The sequence below is a fragment of the Granulicella sp. WH15 genome (genome assembly GCF_009914315.1).
In the GTDB taxonomy this organism is placed as follows: Bacteria; Acidobacteriota; Terriglobia; order Terriglobales; family Acidobacteriaceae; genus Edaphobacter.
The window spans coordinates 1,074,263-1,088,241 of sequence record NZ_CP042596.1 but is presented as its reverse complement, the minus strand read 5'-3'; the positions used below and the strand labels follow the sequence as shown (position 1 = coordinate 1,088,241).

Genomic DNA, 13,979 nt, shown 5'->3' with positions numbered 1-13,979 from the left:
GGAGACGCATTGGGACGTATCCGCTCAAGGGAACGGACTAGCTACGAATGGCAGCATCCGTAAAGGCTTCCGCGAATCCCTGCAAACGGAGATTTCTGTCCCACACCACGGCGAAGCGTTCGTGCTGTTTGTGGAGGTCGAGCAACGCGACGTAATGACCGCTCCATATACGGCGCGACCATTGCTCTACCGCTACATAGTCATTGCGGTAGTAGAAGGGATCGAGATACGGCATGCCTCCGAATGGAAGGCATATCTCAAAGCACATCTCCGGGTCGCGCATGAGATCGCCGTTCTGTTCGCCGTAGTGGGTAACGGAAAGGGCTGGCAGACCCATCGGGCCGGGTTCGGGTGTGGCCTCGATGACAAGCGCCAGATACGGCGGGTTCTCGATCTTGAGGTAGAGAGTGGGTCGGAATCCTCCGGCCAGCTTGAGAAGGTCGAGGATGGTCTGCATTAGGCCACCTCCGCAAGTTCCGCCGCGACGTAGACGGGCGGATGCAACACGGCGGCGTCTTCTTCTGCCTCCTCTGCGAAGATGCTGCCAAGGATGGAATCCACTGCCTTTTGTGCATTGGCGGCGGCGTGAACGATGAGGCGGTTATCCTCTTCCAGCTTGGAAATCCAGCTCTGGATGTAGGCGGTGGTGTTGCGGTCGGTGTGCTCGTTAGCAATCTCCGCAATGGCGCAAAGAAAGGCCGCGCCCATCTCGGCTACAAGCTCCTCCTTGCTGTAAAGCTCATCTCCGAAGCGGTCGCCAAAGGTGCGATTCAGACGGCTTTCGTGGCCGGTGCTGTGGATGAGTTCGTGAAACAAGGTGCTGTAGTAGTGGGGGGCGTCCACAAAGCGGGAGCGGGCGGGCATGTGGACGGAATCGGTGCTTGGCCGGTAGTAAGCGCGGCACTCGGTCGCACTGGTCAGATGAAGAGCGGGGCGATTCTCCCATCCGGCAACGATGGCTTCGCAGGTTTCGTCCGCGTCAATCTCCGGGGCAGTCGTGGGCTGCTCGATCTGCGAAAGCGTGAGGCCGTCGCACTGCTCCACGTTGAACACGGTGTAATAGCAGAGAACGAAGGGGGCGCGGTCGTTCTCTTTGCGGGTGGTTTCGTCCTCCTTCCTGCGGTCGCGTAGCTGTTTGTAAAAGACAATCTGCGTCCCTTTCTCTCCCTTGCGGACGGTGCCTTTTAGCTTTTGCGCCTGTTTGAACGTGAGCCAGAAAGGGGAGTTATAGGGGCTGGACCAAAGCAAAAAGACGTTGACTCCGCGATAGGGCTTGCCGGTGCGGAAGTTGCGCGGGAATGGGCCTCCGGTGAAGTGCGGGGTCTGCCACGGCTTCTCCCACGGAATGACGCCAGCTTTGAGGCTGGACAGGATGCGGTCGGTAACGGTCTGGTAGATGCTGGGCTTGGCGGCGATTACTCCTTTCGCCGTCTGGGGCTGTCGGCGAATGCTGCCGCTGGATGCGCTGTTGCTGCTGTTGTTGCTTTGATATTCCATTGTTTTTGCCTCTGTCTGCCCGGTGGGCGTTTTTTGTTTCTCACCAGCGCAGCGAGACAAAAAACGATCCATCGGCAGACAGAGCAGAACGAGGCGAGCGAGGGTGGGGAGGCCGGAGTGGCAGGCGCGGCAAGTGCCAAACACGCACCATCGTTTGGCGCGCAGTCGGCGCTCGTCCCGAATGGACTCCACAAGGGCCAGCTCTATGGGCCGTCCACCCTTGCGAACCGAAGTGGGGCCAAGCCGCGCGTCAGCGCCTCATAGCAACTGGTCTTAGAGCTTTTCGCCAAAATTTTTCGAAGCGACCGGAGAAAAGACAGGTATTGAACTTGCGGGTTCATTGTGCCGATAGAGCAGGAGCACCCGCCAAGACAAACGTTTGCGGAGCGCACGGATGCGGCGGCCGCTTCCAGACGATATTTTCCTGCGTCTAAGTTCGTGTCTCATGCATCTGCTGAGGATGGACGCGGATTTCGCCGAGACTGGCATCGTATGATGTCAGTCTCGATCCGACGTTGGCAGCTTGATCTTGCTGTTTTGCCGTACTCCCCGTCTGTGTCATAAGCAACTTCCCTAGCAGAGATCCCCGTGTGGAGGATTGCAGCATCATGTACCGGCCTGTTTCTCGTCACACTGTTCTTGACGTCTTGGCTCGCCTGAGAAGTCTCTTCCGTGAAATGTCCCCCGCTACTGAAGTGGAGCGTGTCGCGCAGGCGGAGCGGGAGGCTTTTTACCATCACCTCGCCGCGAACATGCACGGGCCGTCCTTTCACCCGATGCCGCATGTGATCGCAGAGGCGTCTCGCCATTTCTGGCTGACCCTGGACGGAGCCCATCAACTCTTCGGATACAACCTGCCCCTAATGCTGGACTATGACCTTCAGTTGAACCAGAAGCGGACGCGGATTATCGAATCCTATCCCTTTCAACGAGACATGCTGATCGATCTCCCTTCACGCTTCGGGGAGGACGAAGTGTTCGAACGCAATGCATTGATGGCAGAGGTTATACCCGACTGGCAAACCGATTTACCGATCCGGACAATTGACGGAAAGAGATGGCAGACACCGGGGATGTTCTACCTGCAAATCGGGACTGAAGACAGTTTGGGAGCGCGAATCCCGCCGGGGGCCATTGCGTCTGTGGAGCCTATCTCCGAGGAAGAGCAACTCCATCCCGACCCGGACAAAACCTATCTTCTCCAGTTCGGCAATGGATATCGTTGTTGTAGTTGCAGCGTATCGAAAGGCAAGTTGTCCCTGATTCTCGCCAGCGGTTGTTATGTCGGCCCACACGAGTTCAGGTATCCGGGAGAGGTGAGAATTGCGGGCCGAATCCGCATGTTTGCGATGGAGTTGCCATTGGTGAGGGCGGCCTCGCTTCAGACCCTGCCAGCATCGCGCCACGGAGCACCCTTGATTTTGCCGTGGCAACAAAGCTCCTTGCCTGAGTTGTTCGCCACAAAGTATCTGCGCTTCCAACGACCACGCGAAGATTGGGAGACCATTCGGAAGGTGCTTGAGGACGCACTTCATATCAATATCAGTGACAGAACGCGAAGGCGCTATCGACGGTCCACAGAGTCCGTACCGCATACAGGCACGCTGATTGCCCTCAGTCTCTCTTATGTCGCCCGGTACACAGATAGCCTGCGCACCCTTCATCTAATCAGACCGGAGCGCACACTCTACTCGCTCGACACGCTGTTGCGGGCAAATCGTCTGATCGATCTCCCAGAGGCATCTGTACGAGCCAGGACGCCCGAACCAGAAGAGCGATGGGATTCGCTTCGCCACACCTGGGGAGAATGGCCTACGCTGCTATCGATCAAATTTCCCCGGCTTCAGTCCATGCGCAACCAGGTGCTGCGTCTCCACCAAAGCGACCGTTTCAATGGACTCGACCCCTTGATTCCTGCCGGTGCCGCGCTTCTTCTGGAACCCATCGAGGGAATCCCGGACACGCGAGAGGACCGCTCCAAGACCGATTGGAGTCGTCCGGTCTATGCGCTGCGCACGGGAAACGAGATTTTCTGCGGTTACCTTGAAGTCAATGACAAGCATTATGTTCTGATCCCGCACCCAAGGAAGATGAGCCAAAGGATGACGCTTTCGCAGAACCAGGTGAATGAGGTCAGCCGCGTCGTTGGCATCGCAACTCCTGCCTGACAGCTTATGCATGTAACCATCTGCATGTCTGTGGTCCAGCAATGACTTTGGCCAATGCCGAAATGACGTTGCACCATTTTCAGTGCAGCCATATTGCGTAAGTTACTGAATACCCATTAGCGTCAAATACCTTTGGCCAAAACGGAAAATAGCTCTTGCATAATTCCATATTCGACTTACTCTGACCTGCACCGGAGCTTCTTTCTCTGGAATGAAGATCAGGAGCAATTGCGATGAGTACCTCTGGTGTACGTCTTCATGTGGCACGGGAGCAGGACGGCGGGATTCTCTTCAATCGGGACAGCAATGCGATTGTGCCGATCAATTCCACTGGGGCCTTTGTATGGCAGCGGCTCAATGAAGGCCAAACGACGGCTGAGATTATTGAGAGTATCGCTCAGGCTACTGGTGGAGAAACGAACGTAATTGCGAATGATGTGCGGGCCTTCCTCGATGACCTTCGTGCGAAGAATTGCTTGCCGCAGGGTTTTGGAGGATAGGTAAATGCCTATAGAGAACGATCTTGGAACCGACATGGAACCATTCCGACTTGTCTTGGTCGTACCGGAGTCAAAGGAAATTCTAGTCACACGCAACGCCGGAGAATATAAGCTACCGCTCTGTCTGGTCCCGAAGTGGGAAAGAGTGGCGGCGTCGCTCCAGCAGGCCATATTCGATACGTGGGACATCAAAAGTTATTTGATTGACCTTCTGCCAGGTCTTTCCAGTTTCCCTGATTGTGCTGTGGCAGAGATACTCTCTTTGCCACAGCACAATAGGATGGTCCGCATTCGCCTGGAGCAATTGGATGATTCAGAGCTTTCGCCTCAACAGCGGGAATCCATAATCGCTCTTTTCAATGGCGATCAAAAGGAAAGAGGGCCTCTTTATCGCATTGGATGGCTGCATGATGCGATTCGATGGATTCAGGATGAAACAGGACAGACGGTTTCGCTCCCAGCGGGCATTAGGCAATTTAACGCGGGAAACAAGAGCACCTTACTTCGGTTCTCCACAAACGAGGGCAAGGTCTACTGGCTCAAGGCGCTTTCAGGGGAGGGCGAGACTGAACTAGCCATCACTCAACTGCTGGCTAGTAAGAACCCTGAAGCGTTGCCTCCGTTGATTGCTGCACATCAACAGTGGAGCGCATGGCTTATGGAAGATTTTGGTGAACCCATTAGCCTGGAACCGGGCTTGACAGAGCTAAAACAGGCTGTCGCGGTAATGGCGAAGTTGCAATTTGATAGTACGAAATATACAAATGAGCTTCTTCAAGCAGGAGCATTAGATCGGAGCCCTGCATTCATGCACGGACGTTGCTCTGAACTTTTTTCCTATGTGGCAGAGGCAATGTCAAAACAAAGATCCACACGACTTCCGCAGCTCTCCGTTGAACGGATTAGCTATTTGGACACGATGGTTCAGGAAGCATGTCTTCGAATGAACGATCTCCGCATTCCAAACGGTGTAGTGCATGGAAATATAAATCGCGGCAATATATTGTTTGACGGCCTCCGTTGCAGGATTACTGACTGGCAGGAGACTTATGTTGGAAATCCTTTAGTTGCTCTTCAACATTTGATTCTTAGAAGTCCCGCCGAAACACGGCCTAGTATCGAAAGTGATCTAAAAAGCTATTACAAGATTATCTGGGCGCCCCTAGTTCCATCCTCCAGGATGGATGTCGCCTTCGCCCTGATGCCACTTGTCGCAGCCGTCACGGCCCTCTATGGAAAAGGTGACTGGCTGCATTCAGAACGACGTAACGAGGATGGATATCTGCGATATGCGCGCAGCATCGTACGTCACATAGACAGAAGCGTCGAGTTACAGGAAGTAAAAGATGCTCTGTCCAATTCAGCAATTTCAGTTTCTCCACTGTCAACTCAATGTGACGGCTCGCGTCCAGATGCTTATCCAAGCAGCGAATTCCCACTGGTCAGTGCCGCGGAGCCACACGACACAGCCGTCGTTGAGATTGCTGCTTCAAGCCCTGCCAGGGAATCCATATCATCGTTGCGCCTCATGCATAAAGCAGAGCTGGTTTGTGAAGCTTATTGTTTTCTGCTTTTTATTGACTTAGTTATGCATATAGGGGGCGCAAAGCTTGTCTATAGGACAATGGGTGCATTTCGATCAGTCGCACCGATCAAGAAACGTGCATCCGTTAGCTCTGAGCTTTGTTTTGCGGTGGATATGGCCTGCGTCTTATACGTCAAACGAGTTCGCTGCCTCCAGCATTCTGCCGCCTTAGCACTCTTATTGAGAACATACGGCTGGGATGCCGATCTCGTAGTTGGCGGAAGATTATTTCCAACTGACTTCCACGCTTGGGTTCAGATAGGACCCTCCGTTATCAACGATAGGAACTATGTTGTCAGTAGCTATTTAGTGCTAGAGCGTTGCTGAGCAATGAGGGGCCTTATGAGCATTATTTTCGGTCTAAAGCGGAATGACAACGAACACGTAGATGAAGCTCAGCTCATGGCGTTGAGCATGGCTACCAGTCGCTACGCTGCTGACGGGACATCAGTTCGCGGAGGTTCTCGCATCGGGATGGGCTTCCAGCCTTATCACACTCATCAACGATCTCACCTTGAACATGGTCCGATGGTTGATGACTCGGGCAATATTGTGACTCTTGATGGTCGCCTGGACAATCACGTAGAACTATCGAGCGAACTTGGCCTTGATAATTATGTTTCGGATTCCACACTTATCTTAGCGGCATTCGAGCGTTGGGGAGAACAGTGTTTTTCTCGTTTGATAGGCGATTGGGCGATATCACTTTGGTCGAGGCATGAAGACTCCTTATATTTAGCGCGAGATCATGCGGGGACTAGGTCGCTTTATTATGAACAATCTGATAAAGGTCTATTATGGTCAACATTTCTTGAGACATTTCACGCCGATGGATTCAGCCGTCAGCTAGATGAGGGCTACATGGCACGCTATCTAGCATGTCAGCCCCTCTGTGGCAGAACTCCATATTCCGGTGTGTTCCTCGTGCCAGCAGCCCATTATCTCAAGTTCAGGGACAGACAAAGCAGTTCGATGGCACATTGGCAATGGATGGCAAAAGAAGAGATCCATTACAACAACGACAAGGAATACGAAAATCACTTTTTTGATTTATTTCGCCAATCAGTGAAGCGACGGATTGGATCTGGTGCGCCAATACTTGCTGAGTTGAGCGGTGGAATGGACTCAAGCTCGATTGTTTGCATGGCAGATCACATTCGCAGAAGTGACGATCCAAATGACACAGACTTGCTCGATACAATTTCCTACTACGATGATCGAGAGCCAGAAATCGATGAATTACCGTTTGTCCATGCTGTCGAAACTCTTAGGGGAAAAGCAGGCGTGCACATGGAGGCATCGTATGTCGAGAGAACCTTTGACAGCGTTCCTCCCAGTGATGGGTGTTATCTTCTGCCGGGTGCTGATAGTTCCTGGCCTTTGCGTGAGCGTCGCCTGATAGAGGCGATTGGAACCGATAAACACAAGGTCATACTCTCTGGAACCGGGGGTGATGAGGTGATGGGTGGGGTCCCTAACCCTCTCCCTGAATTGGGCGACTATATGATTACGGGTCGCATTCCAACTCTATTAGCAAAGAGCACATTGTGGTGCTTGCCGAAGCGGCTACCCCTTTTACTTATGATCGCGGATGTTTTCGCGTATCTCGCTCAACTATATCGACCACAGAAGCTCAATACCGAGTTGCTTCCTCCTTGGATGAACGCAGGCAGCCTCACCACGGATGGGACTATGCTTTCTCATGAAACACCATTTCTTCCACCCAGTCGAATCGAGAATGGGCGTACATGGTGGATCATCCAAGAAACCTTGCCCCATTTATATCCCTCTTATAGAAGACGCTGGGAGTATCGTTATCCTTTCTTGGATAGGGATGTGGATGATTTCTTATTTCGCATACCGAGAGAACAGTTGTTGCGTCCTAGACACAAGCGGTCATTGCAGCGCCGTTCGCTATCCTCGCTCCTCCCAGCAGAAGTCCTCAATAGGAGCCGTAAAGCATATGCTGTGCGTGGTATATCACTTGCCTTGCAAGATGTCAGTGAAAAGCTAACTGAAATATTGGATCATTCAGTCGCTGTGCAGAAGAAGATTGTAAAAAGAGAGACATATATCTCACAATTCCGCGATTGCGCCAACGGTATCGGCCAAGGAAATGTCGTTGGCCTGATGAGACTTCTCCTTTTTGAATCTTGGATCAGAAACAGCTCGGTCAAATGTGTATAATTCCATCGCACACTTTCACTTTATCGAGTTTCAAAGCTCTGAGTGTTTTGGAGAGGAATTCCTATCCAGACTCTTAGAAATTCAAAGGAAAGGAGATTCGTTATGCAGAAAAAGTATATTGCACCCGCTGTGGTCACTGTGCTTGATGCAACTGCGGCCATTCAGGGCATCGCCAAAATTGGCGTCGCTGAACTGGGCACGGGGAATCAAACAACGCCGCCATCGTATAGCGATCTGGGAGACTAGTGACCCTAATCGCAAATAACACTGATAGTCCACCGCGTTGGATAATCCAAAATCTTCGCGGTGGACTGTTGGCTTTGAAGCGGCGCTATTGACTCGCTGATGATCCAGTTGCCATGCGCGGCCTGTTATCGTCTCTGAGTTTGGCCCACCGAATGTATTGTTGCCGTTTCGACGGATCGGGGTCTATATAACCCTGAAGCCAATATCTAAACCAGTCTACATTCCCTTGGCCTGTGATTAGACGTTCGAGAGGCTTTTGCAGTTGATGTTGTCCGGTTGGATAGTAGATAAGATCTACTGGCTTCCGCTGTTGATGTAAGGATGAGTAGATCTCCCACTCTGCAAGTAATGCCTCTGGCGTTATCGCCTCAATCCGAACGGGAGCTGCAACTTTATCCAATTGAAATGCTGGGGCATTTTGAATCCACCTATTTATGCCGTTTCCGAACGGCGGCGCTCCATTGATAAGCTCAGCTTGCTTACGGAGTTCTGGGTTATCAAAGTCGAGAAATATGTATTGCGAATAACTGTTGTCCGCGCCATCGGCTATGGTTGCTGCCGCAAATCGTTCTGGGGCCTTGACCAACTCATTTTCAACGTACCATGCAGTGAAGCTAAATCCAATGATGCCGACTTTGTCAGGCAGAATGAGGCCCTCGTGATCCAGCTTGTCTATAACGCTTAGAACACCTTCAAGATGGTCTTGAGCCTCCGATTGATTCCAAGTGTGTCCGGGAAGCCTGGATGCCTGAAGAAAGAATATTCCCGCGCTGGCGATCGGTCTTGCAGGCATTGCCGTAGGCGACATACCATCCGTCATGAACTGACCATCGTGGAATGAATACATTTGAATGACGATAGGGTATCTCTTTCCCGGGACATAATCGACAGGCTTTATGAGCCCTCCGTGCCAGTCATGGCCGTTCCGGTCAGTCCAGTGAATGACATTTGCATCTCCCCATCTGAGGTCTTTGAATTGAGGATTAGGGTCCCAGCTCCCCTCTTTTGATTCTGGGCCTTTGAACTCAATCTTGAGAATGGGCGGGTCATTTAGTGTCTGGCGAATATAAGCGACGATACCGGGTGTGCGGTGTAGAGGCGCTATGCCGCTTCCCTCAGATTGAGTCCCGGACTTTGCCGAAGACGCTGGCACCCAAGTGCCGGACTGATAGCGGTAGGACTCTCTTATGACTGTCTTGGAAGAATCCTTCAGCGTTATGGTGACCGTATTACCATCGAACTCACTATCAATTAGAGTTGGAGGTGATGTGGCGGTTGTGTCTGTTGGTGACGCCAAGTATCGCAAGCAGTCAACTGCCTTACTTGAAATCTGAGCAATAGCGGCGAGACACGGATGGATTCGCTGCGGTTCATCTCCGTTGTGTGCACTGTCAAAAGGCAAGAATGTGTTTGTTAATAATAGAAACCTGCCGTCTTCAGACCACTTGGATTCAAGTGGATAGAAATAGCCTAAATGACGCCCAACCGGGGCGTTTATTTTGATAATATCCTTGCCGGTATGTGCATCGGTGACAACGTAATGGTTTAGAAGCGTTGTACCTAACACATTGTCTTCATCTTGCCGATCTGGTCTTATTCGGAGGTGCGGCGTGCTTGGCGAAGGCTGATATTTGTCCCATGTCGGAGGGACCTCAGTAACAGGCTGTAATCGAACAACCAGATGCCCATCATGGGAAACAGACAGAGCAGCATCGAGCGGGTCTGTTAACAGTTGTTGTGGCTTGTCTTCAGCAGGGCGAGATATTCTCCTGTTTCCACGATTGCTTTGTATCCACAGCTCCGGGACCTCCGGTTTGTATCCTGCGCCGGGAAACAGCAGTTTGGTTATTGGTAGACCATTGGCGGCTAGAGCGTCGGCATTGAGTCTATTATCGGAAGCATCGATGTCTTGATCGGGTCTATTGCGATTGACAGCTATGTATACTACCTTGTCTTTTGCGACCACATAATTCACAACGTCATGTGACTTGGGTGTAATGGCTTGCAGGTGGCCTGTAGAAAGCGAAACCTTGAATAGAGTTCTCACGCCGCTTGCACACTGACCAATAAAGAAGAGGGAGTTTGAATCAAGACCCCATTTTACGTTCATTATGATCGAAGAGTAAGAGAAGTATGACGGCCCTCGCTTTGGAACTGCCATTCTGCTAGCGAGTAGGCGTGGAGGCGGTATTGCGCCGCCCTCCAGCTTCAAATTGCGCTCAACATTCTGCACATCGTATACCCAAAGGCTGGACACTATCTGATCGGTAGAGATGTCACCCCGAGAGGTTACGAATGTGAAGTATCTCTTGTCCGGTGAGAATGCGATGAGTGAACGGTCGTCTGTCTGAACTAGGGGTGAAAATCGACTCATCTCAATCGAATCTTTGACGCCAAACGGATGTTGGGGTGCTCCTTGAGCACTCATGTATGCGAATAGGGCAATCGAAATAAACGCAAATATAGATCGAATCATCTAATATCCATTCAAGTGTTCTTGAGGTTGTAATTTCTACTTCGAAGGCGCAGTTATGCTTTGGCTCGCTAGAACAATAGCTTTAAGGCAAACTGCATTGATCGTGGTCCTCCCTGTTGATAGAGAGCACTTGATGCCCCCAAGCTTTGGCTCAAGGTCTTGGTTGTCTTGCCGAAGAGTGCGTCAGTAAGGGTTGGATCGACATAACCAAAGACGGGATGATTCAGAACGTTGAACGCCTCGGCTCTGAATTGAAGGTTAAGCCCTTCATAGAGGCGGAATTCTCTTCTGACAGCCGTATTGATCTGAAGGGCACCGAATGCCCTGACCAGGTTTCTCGGCGCATTACCGGCTGATGTACCTGTGGGCAAATAGAAGGCGGGCGTATTCGGATTATTTACACCGCCATTTATTGCCTTTCCTCCCGGATATCGGCTTCCATATAAATATGTAGGTCGTGAACTGTCGTAATTCACGCCGCTATAGTAGAGACTTCCGCTCGCATCAAAAAGACTGTTGCCTGTAAGGGTGATTGGGAATGCCGTTCGTGCGTTGACACGACCATCTAGGCCCCAACCGTTCAACAGAGATTTGACTACTTCGTTATTGGTATAGCCAGAAAGGGTCCATGACAGTCCGGCTTGGAAGTTACTCCTGATGTCAAAATCAGAATTCCCATACGTGGCCGGGTAAGACGCACTTGTGGAACCATAATCGAAGGAATGCGACCATGTGTAACTGGCCAGCCCTTGCAGTCCCCTGACTATTGATCTCTGAAGTGTGGCCTGTAGGGCGTTGTAGTTAGAGGTTACGCCACTAGGGAAATAATATAGAAGCTCGAAGTTTGGATTGCGTATGATCTGGGCCTGTTGAAGTCGCCGTCCGTTTGACCCAATATAAGTAAGTGTTAGTGCTTGAGACTTCCCTAGTGACTGCTGCACAGCAGCGTTCCATTCGAGGGTATATGGCGACTGAAGATGTTGAGGAAAACCGTATGCTACATCGGACGTATAGGGCGCAGATGCAGATACAGAGAAGTCAAGTTGAGCCGGAGTAAAGGGCAGAGGAGTTGAGGACGCCGTCTTTGTTGATTGGAAACCAATGCCCGTGTATCCAAGAGTTGCATTTTGGCTCCCTGTGTCAAAAAAGACGCCACCACCACCACGAACGACTGTCTCCCACCCTGAACTTGGATGTACAACCCATGCTACGCCTAACCGGGGCGCAAAATTGAAGTATGCCGTGTTCCATGGAGGGGTGCCTTTTGGCGCGACAGTAATTGAGGATGGATCGGATAGGTTCCCCCTCAAAGCATAAGCATCATTTCCGTTTGACCCTTTGGGTGGTGGCGATATATCCCATCGAACGCCCATTGATACCGTCAAAGCAGGAAGTACCTTCCACTCATCCTGAACGAATGCGGAAAACTGGTTGAATATAGGATCAGAGCCTATTCGTTTTGTGAGCTGGATACTATCTGTAATATTGCTCAACATTTCTTGGCGCGTATAGAAAAAGCCGAACCCCGTAAATAACGGCGGATTCAAGGGGGAATCGAAGTGTCGATAATCAATTCCTAGTCGAAAAGAGTGATGTCCCCTTGTCAATGCAAAGGTGTCTGTCACATTTGTCTGGGCTAGTTGATTATTTACATGGTAGGGGTAAACGTATGTCGTCCCCACCCCCGATACGGTTAAATAGGGTTCTGGCTGGGTGCTTGGGTAACTAGCGGGTATTCCAAACGCAGCCGCCATATCGATCGGCACAGCGCCGCCAAAAGTATCGAGACTTACATTGTTGTCCGATTTACTTTCAGCATATCCATATCGAAATTCATTACTGATGTTGTTGGTTAGCTGACTTGTGACTCCGAACGTATAGGTCGTGGTCTTAAATGACTGCTTGGCGAGCGAAGATAGAGTGCGGCTACTTGCTGTTGTTGGGGTATACCCAACGCGGAAAAAGGCGCTGTGCTTGGACGATATCCGATGATCTAACCTGACTGATGTGCTATCAATGTCTCCCGGTAACGAATAATTCTTGACAAACGATGAAAGCCCACTGGGCACAAGGGTGCCTGTAGGTTGTCCATTAGGGCAATTATTAGTTCCTGTACTGCATGGAATCTGTATTTCTGGTCCTGTCGGTAAAGGAAAGGCACTGAAGATCGGCTTGAGGGTATCTGTCGTTCCTGCTCTGACTGCTAGTGACGGGACATACTGTGTTGTCGCTGCTGTCGGTACTACGAGTCGCAGCCCTTCATAGGACACAAAAAAGAAGCTTTTATCACGACCATCATAGAGTTTCCCTATTCTAATCGGACCACCGACTGTACCGCCAAAGTCGTTCTGCCGAATGGCAGTCTTAGGCGCACCATTGTGGTTATTGAACCAGTCGTTCGCATCGAAAATATCATTACGGAGATAATCGAAAATAGTGCCGTGCAGGATGTTTGTTCCAGACCTTGTTGAAAGAGAAATCTGTCCTCCCGGACTTCTACCAAACTCTGCGGAGTAGGACGAACTGCTGATTCTGAATTCTTGCAATGCATCAACTGAGATCAGACTTTGGGTAGTACCTAATGCAGTCCCGGCTGCAACTGTGCCGCCCGTAGCGGCTTGGGGATATCCATTTGGGTATCCCGCATTGATGTTTCCCGACACTCCATCTACCGAATATGCATTTGATTCCGTTCGCTGGCCATTGACACTGAAGTCTCCCTGCTCACCGATTGCTGCTGTTTGTTGTGAGCTTTGAGTTGTGACACCAGGCGTCATTGCAATGAGGTCTTGGAAGCTTCTGCCATTTAGGGGCATGTTTTCAACGAAGGCATGATCGACTACCGTGCTGACCGAGGCGTCAGTGGTGTTTATCAGTGAAGACTCCCCCTCGACTGTGATGCTTTCAGATGCTGCGCCTACAGGAAGGGTGAAGTTTAGAGCAACCGCGCTTTGAACATTCAGGGTTGTATCAGACTTGATGATTGTTTTATATCCATTTTTCGAGACCTGAACGCGATACTGTCCTGGTGGAAGTATCGAGACAGCATAAAGGCCAACGTTATTCGTCTTGCTGTTGTACTGAAGTCCTGTAGCCTCGTTCAATATTGCGACATCCGCGTCTGTGATTACTTTGCCTGCCGAATCAAGCACGAGACCGCTGATTGTCGCTGTTGTTGACTGCGCTATTACTGAAGTTGTGAAACATATGGCCGCGACACTGAGAAAAATGGCACACAAATACTTCAAGGTATTTCTCCTCAATCAAAGAGAGATGTGGGTGTTCATCTCACTTACGTTGAGGCTGCGAGTAAATGTGAC

10 protein-coding genes are annotated in these 13,979 nt (G+C 50.9%); 6 read left to right on the top strand and 4 right to left on the bottom strand.

The features are described 5' to 3' along the window. Positions 1-37: 37 nt before the first annotated feature. Both FTO74_RS04755 and FTO74_RS04750 read right to left on the bottom strand, forming a co-directional pair. The gene (locus FTO74_RS04755; protein WP_162537110.1) at positions 38-457 is read right to left on the bottom strand and encodes a hypothetical protein; all 420 of its coding nucleotides are present in this window, start codon (positions 455-457) and stop codon (positions 38-40) included. After that, on the bottom strand, positions 457-1,497 hold the full coding sequence (locus FTO74_RS04750) for a zincin-like metallopeptidase domain-containing protein (RefSeq protein ID WP_162537109.1): 1,041 nt from the start codon (positions 1,495-1,497) through the stop codon (positions 457-459). The genes FTO74_RS04755 and FTO74_RS04750 overlap by 1 nt, the downstream gene beginning before the upstream one ends. Positions 1,498-1,530: 33 nt before the next feature. On the opposite strand from FTO74_RS04750, the gene FTO74_RS04745 reads away from it, so the two are divergent. The 6 genes from FTO74_RS04745 to FTO74_RS04720 all read left to right on the top strand — a co-directional run bounded on the left by FTO74_RS04745 (position 1,531) and on the right by FTO74_RS04720 (position 8,183). Further along, on the top strand, positions 1,531-1,761 hold the full coding sequence (locus FTO74_RS04745; protein WP_162537108.1) for a hypothetical protein: 231 nt from the start codon (positions 1,531-1,533) through the stop codon (positions 1,759-1,761). A 344-nt stretch (positions 1,762-2,105) separates the two neighbouring features. Continuing rightward, on the top strand, positions 2,106-3,665 hold the full coding sequence (locus FTO74_RS04740) for a hypothetical protein (protein ID WP_162537107.1): 1,560 nt from the start codon (positions 2,106-2,108) through the stop codon (positions 3,663-3,665). Positions 3,666-3,898: 233 nt separating this feature from the next. Then, positions 3,899-4,165: a PqqD family protein gene (locus tag FTO74_RS04735; RefSeq protein WP_162537106.1), complete on the top strand. Its 267-nt coding sequence runs from the start codon at positions 3,899-3,901 to the stop codon at positions 4,163-4,165. A 4-nt stretch (positions 4,166-4,169) separates the two neighbouring features. Beyond that, positions 4,170-6,077: a lasso peptide biosynthesis B2 protein gene (locus tag FTO74_RS04730; protein ID WP_162537105.1), complete on the top strand. Its 1,908-nt coding sequence runs from the start codon at positions 4,170-4,172 to the stop codon at positions 6,075-6,077. Between the two features lie 15 nt (positions 6,078-6,092). Continuing rightward, positions 6,093-7,937, top strand: coding sequence for an asparagine synthase-related protein (locus tag FTO74_RS04725; RefSeq protein WP_162537104.1), 1,845 nt, complete (start codon positions 6,093-6,095; stop codon positions 7,935-7,937). Positions 7,938-8,039: 102 nt separating this feature from the next. Further along, a complete protein-coding gene (locus FTO74_RS04720) occupies positions 8,040-8,183 on the top strand; it encodes a hypothetical protein (protein ID WP_162537103.1) in 144 nt (47 codons plus the stop codon). An 85-nt stretch (positions 8,184-8,268) separates the two neighbouring features. On the opposite strand, the gene FTO74_RS19360 is transcribed toward FTO74_RS04720, so the two are convergent. Beyond that, a complete protein-coding gene (locus FTO74_RS19360) occupies positions 8,269-10,293 on the bottom strand; it encodes a hypothetical protein (RefSeq protein WP_174242210.1) in 2,025 nt (674 codons plus the stop codon). A gap of 434 nt (positions 10,294-10,727) precedes the next feature. Further along, positions 10,728-13,907 (bottom strand): TonB-dependent receptor, encoded by a 3,180-nt coding sequence (locus FTO74_RS04710; protein WP_255462502.1) that lies wholly within the window; start codon positions 13,905-13,907, stop codon positions 10,728-10,730. Between the last annotated feature and the right edge of the window lie 72 nt (positions 13,908-13,979).